Origin of the sequence: Leucobacter sp. M11, from assembly GCF_035726885.1 — a bacterium.
Classification (GTDB): Bacteria; Actinomycetota; Actinomycetes; order Actinomycetales; family Microbacteriaceae; genus JAPFRB01.
In genome coordinates this window covers 456,502-459,652 of the sequence record NZ_JAPFRB010000002.1, presented here as the reverse complement: position 1 = coordinate 459,652, position 3,151 = coordinate 456,502, and the positions used below count along the sequence as shown (strand labels likewise).

The following is a 3,151-nucleotide window of genomic DNA, read 5'->3' as shown; positions in this document are numbered from 1 at the left end:
TCGCGACCCAGGAACAGATCGCGCAGCTCGCGCACTGGATGGCCGACAGCCGCTCCGTGCTGTTCCTCGGCCGCCACGTGGGCTACCCGGTGGCCCTGGAGGGCGCGCTCAAGCTCAAGGAGATTGCCTACATTCACGCCGAGGGCTTCGCGGCTGGCGAGTTGAAGCACGGGCCGATCGCCCTGATCGACCACGGCCAGCCCGTGTTCGTGCTCGTGCCGAGCCCCCGGACCTCCAAGCTGATGCACTCGAAGATCGTCTCCAACATCCAGGAGATCCGCGCCCGCGGGGCCCGCGTGATCGCCATCGTCGAGAAGGGGGACACCGCGGTGTTGCCCTTCGCCGACGACGTGATCCGGCTGCCGCTCGTGGACGAGTTCTTCGAGCCGATCACGCAGGTGGTGCCGCTGCAGTGGTTCGCCCTGGAGCTGTCCACCGCGAAGGGGCTTGACGTTGACCAGCCGCGGAACCTCGCGAAGTCAGTGACGGTCGAGTAGCCTGGATGATTCGGCCGTTCCCGCGCGGAGCGGCCGAGGCGAGAGCACCCCGCGGGGGAGAACAGGACGTCGGATGATCAGCGGTATCGGGGTCGACACGGTCGACATCGGGCGCTTCGAGCGACAGCTCGAGCGCACCCCGGCCCTGCGCGAGCGGCTCTTCGTGCCCGAGGAGCGCGGGCTCTCGCTCGCCTCCCTCGCCGCACGCTTCGCCGCGAAGGAGGCGCTCATCAAGGCCCTGGGCGGCTCGGGGGAGCTGAGCTGGCAGGACCTCGCCGTGGTGCGCACGGTCGAGGGCGCTCCGAGCTTCGGCAGCTCCGAGGGCCTCCTCGCCGAGCTGCGCCGCCGGGGGTGCGCGCACCCCCACCTGTCGATGACCCACGACGCGGGGGTCGCCACGGCCTTCGTCGTCCTGGAACGGGCCGGGGCATGACCCGGCCCGGCGAGCGGGAGGCGTCGCGAGCGGCGCGCCCCGAGGAGGAACGGTGATGAGAGAGCGAGCCCCCATGCGACGGGCGGAGATCAGCATCTCCGCGATCCGGTCGAACCTGGACCGCATCCGCGAGGTGTCCGGCACGGACACGATCATCGCGGTGCTGAAATCGAACGCCTACGGGCACGGCATGATCCCCGTGGCCGAGGCCGTCGTCGCGGGCGGCGCGGCCATCATCGGTGTCGCCGACATCGACGAGGCCCTCGGCCTGCGGGAGGGGGGCATCGACGCCCCCGTGCTGTGCTGGCTGCACGGCAGCGACCCCGACTTCCGCGCGGCCTACGCGGCCGACATCGAGCTCGGCATCAGCACCCGAGCCCAGCTGGAACTGCTCGCCGAGACGGTGCGCGCGGGCGGTCGGCCCGGGGTCCCCGGCACCGTGCACCTGAAGATAGACACCGGCCTGAGCCGCAACGGCCTCGCCGAGCGGGACTGGGACGCGGCCTTCGCGCGCGCGGCCGAGCTGGAACGGGACGGCCTCATCCGCGTGCGCGGTATCTTTAGCCACCTCGCGAACACGAACCCCGCGGCGGATCTGGCCCAGGCGGCGGTCTTCGACGACGGCGTGGCCCGGCTCCTGGCCGCCGGCGTGGACCCCGAACTGAAGCACCTGGCCTCCACCGCGGCCGCCTTCCGCTCCCCGCACCTGCACTACACGGCGGTGCGGATCGGGATCGGTCTCTACGGGCTGAGTCCCTACCCCGGGGTGCCCTCCGCCGAGCTCGGGCTCACCCCCGCGATGACGCTCCGCGCCGAGATCATCAATCTCCGCGAGGTACCCGCGGGCACCGGGGTGTCCTACGGGCACACCTACGTCACGGAGCGCCCCACGACCCTTGCCCTCGTGGCGATGGGCTACGCCGACGGAATGCCCCGCGCGGTCAACGGCACCGATGTGACCGTCCAGGTGCGCGGCGAGCGCTACCCCATCGTTGGCCGGATCGGCATGGACCAGATCCTCGTGGACCTCGGCGCCCAGGACGTCGACGTCGAGGTGGGGGAGTGCGCGACCCTCTTCGGCGACCCCGCGACCGGCGCGCCGGCGGTGGAGGAGTGGTCGGAGGCAATGGGCACCATCAACTACGAGATCGTCGTGGGCATCGGCCCGCGCGTGAAGCGTCTCCTGGTGGACGAGTGACCGGCCAGCCGCTCCCGGAGCCCCGCGCGGCTGAGCCCGTGGCTCCCGAGTCGAGCCACGCCACTCTGGTGCTGAGCGATCCCGAGGCGATGCACGACTACGGCGTCCGGCTGGGCCGCGAGCTGCGGGCGGGGGACCTGCTCGTTCTCACGGGCCCGCTGGGGGCCGGGAAGACGACGCTGAGCCGCGGCATCGGCGAGGGGCTCGGCATCCGCGGCCCCGTGACGAGCCCAACCTTCGTCGTGGCGCGCACGCACCCCTCGCTCGTCGGCGGCCCGCCCCTCATCCACGTCGACGCCTACCGGCTCGCGGACGCTGACGAGCTGGACGACCTCGACCTCGACTTTGCCCGCTCGGTCGTGATCGCCGAGTGGGGCGAGGGCCTGATCGAGCAGGGCGCCGAGTCGTGGCTGCACCTGGTGATCGAGCGCCCGATGGGCGGCGGCGCGCCCGCGTCGCCCGGCGACGCCCCCGATGCGGCGGGCGAGCACCCCGCCGACCCCGACGCCAGTGACGATGCCCCGGTCGAACCGCGCACCCTTCGGGTCAGCGGGCACGGACCGCGCTGGCAGAACGGAGTTCCCCAATGACCGAACGACCGCTCCTCCTCCGCGAGGTCGCCGCCCCCGAGGTCGAGGGCGGGGTCTTCCTCGCGATCGACACCGCGATCGGCACGAGCGTCGCGGTCGGCGCGGCGGGCCGCGTCGTGGAGGCGGCCAGCGCCGACCCGATGGCGCACGCGGAAGTGATCGGCGAGCTGATCGCCCGCGCCCTCGCCGAGGCGGGGGTCACCGGCGCGGAGGTGACCCGCGTGGTCGCCGGGATGGGGCCCGGCCCCTTCACGGGCCTCCGCGTCGGCATTGCCGCGGCGACGGCCTTCGCCCGGGGACGCGGGCTCACCCCGCTCCCACTCCTCGGCCACGAGGCGGTCGCGCTCGACGCCTATGCCCTCCCCGGCGCGGGACACACCGTGACCGTGCTCCAGGACGCCCGGCGGCGGGAGCTGTTCCGCTCGCGCTTCCT

At 73.0% G+C, this 3,151-nt stretch carries 5 protein-coding genes; all 5 read left to right on the top strand.

Going from position 1 to position 3,151, the window contains the following annotated elements; translation table 11 throughout:
* Nucleotides 1–497: SIS domain-containing protein (locus tag OOT08_RS06490; protein WP_325091778.1), on the top strand; the 497-nt coding region annotated here is incomplete at its 5' end.
* Between the two features lie 73 nt (nucleotides 498–570).
* Nucleotides 571–930 (top strand): holo-ACP synthase, encoded by a 360-nt coding sequence (locus OOT08_RS06485; RefSeq protein ID WP_325091777.1) that lies wholly within the window; start codon nucleotides 571–573, stop codon nucleotides 928–930.
* 55 nt (nucleotides 931–985) lie between these two features.
* Nucleotides 986–2,128: an alanine racemase gene (gene alr / locus OOT08_RS06480; protein WP_325091776.1), complete on the top strand. Its 1,143-nt coding sequence runs from the start codon at nucleotides 986–988 to the stop codon at nucleotides 2,126–2,128.
* Between the two features lie 38 nt (nucleotides 2,129–2,166).
* The gene (tsaE, locus tag OOT08_RS06475) at nucleotides 2,167–2,718 is read left to right on the top strand and encodes a tRNA (adenosine(37)-N6)-threonylcarbamoyltransferase complex ATPase subunit type 1 TsaE (RefSeq protein WP_442916188.1); all 552 of its coding nucleotides are present in this window, start codon (nucleotides 2,167–2,169) and stop codon (nucleotides 2,716–2,718) included.
* On the top strand, nucleotides 2,715–3,151 hold a 437-nt coding region (gene tsaB, locus OOT08_RS06470; RefSeq protein WP_325091774.1), incomplete at its 3' end, for a tRNA (adenosine(37)-N6)-threonylcarbamoyltransferase complex dimerization subunit type 1 TsaB. The genes tsaE and tsaB, both read left to right, overlap by 4 nt.

Bases quoted from the DNA above. Each gene is read 5' to 3' on its own strand.
- OOT08_RS06485 (WP_325091777.1), top strand. From the start codon at position 571: ATGATCAGCGGTATCGGGGTCGACACGGTCGACATCGGGCGCTTCGAG.
- alr (WP_325091776.1), top strand. From the start codon at position 986: ATGAGAGAGCGAGCCCCCATGCGACGGGCGGAGATCAGCATCTCCGCG.